Annotated in this window: 1 protein-coding gene and 1 pseudogene; both read right to left on the bottom strand. The window is 60.7% G+C overall.

Going from position 1 to position 1,115, the window contains the following annotated elements; genetic code table 11:
- Nucleotides 1-780 (bottom strand): ATP-binding protein (locus CW742_RS14520; protein ID WP_292421605.1); only part of this gene is annotated, 780 nt, incomplete at its 3' end.
- A 6-nt stretch (nt 781-786) separates the two neighbouring features.
- Nucleotides 787-1,092, bottom strand: a pseudogene (locus tag CW742_RS14515) (ferredoxin); the annotation flags it as partial.
- Nucleotides 1,093-1,115: the final 23 nt, after the last annotated feature.

Below are 1,115 nucleotides of genomic sequence, written 5' to 3'. Positions count from 1 at the left end.
CGTCAGGTCCGTGTGCGGAAGGAAGGTGCTGCCGGTATACTCGTCCATGAACGAGGGCTCCGCGTTCAGCTCGATATACCCGATCCTGAGGGCGATATCGTCAAGCGTGCGGCGAACCCGCCGGTTGATCAGGGCGATGTTCGCACCGGCGATTGCGCCATTGCCGAGGTTTTTGATGTTGCCGGGGTCAATCTCGGGGATGAGGCCGATGATCGTTGCGTTCTTCTTGTCAAGGTAGTTGCCGAATGCACCCGCGAAGTGGATGGTGGCGATATCGTTGTGGGTCACGCCGGCCTGTTTCATCAGCGTGACGCAGGCCGCGTGGACCGACGCCTTGCTCATGATAAGGTTCTTGATGTCGTTCTCGGTGATGACGATGTCCTTTCCGGTATCGGTCTCTTTTGCCCACACGAGGACATACTCGGGGAAGTGATCGGTCTTCCGGATCCGGGGGTTGACGATATCGGTGTTGATCCGGCCGGTCCGGTCAATGACGCAGGCAACGAGGAGTTCGGCAAGAAGGTCGATGAGCCCTGAGCCGCAGATGCCCCGGGGCTTCACGTTGTTGATGGTGGAATATTTCGGGGTGAGTGTATCCGGATCGAGCGTGATCTTCTCAATGGCCCCGGGGTTTGCCCGCATGCCGAAGAGGACCTCCCCTCCCTCGAGGGCCGGGCCGGCCGCGCCGGCACAGGAGAACATCCATTCACTGTTGCCAAGGACGACTTCGAAGTTGGTCCCGATGTCGATGAGAAGGGATATCTCCTCCCGGTCGGCCATCCCGCAGGCTAGGATGTCGGCGATGATGTCGCCGCCGATGAAGTCGCTCACGGCCGGGAAGGCAAAGACGCCGCCGTTCGGGTTGCAGGCGATGTTGATCCGGTTCGATGCAACCGAGAGGGCACGGCGGACCACCGGCACATACGGTTCGGCGATCATGTACGCGGGATCGATGCCGAGCAGCCTGTGGGTCATCACGGTGTTGCCGGCAACGACGACCGCGTAGATATCGTCCCGGTCGACCTGTGCGGCGTTGCAGGCCATGGTGATAGCGGAATTGATGCTTGCGACAACAAAGGCCTTCAAGCGGGTTAGACCGTGGCGCCGGTCCTACG

It is taken from the genome of Methanoregula sp. (assembly GCF_002835825.1).
In the GTDB taxonomy this organism is placed as follows: domain Archaea; phylum Halobacteriota; class Methanomicrobia; order Methanomicrobiales; family Methanospirillaceae; genus Methanoregula.
This window is presented reverse-complemented; position numbering and strand designations above follow the sequence as displayed.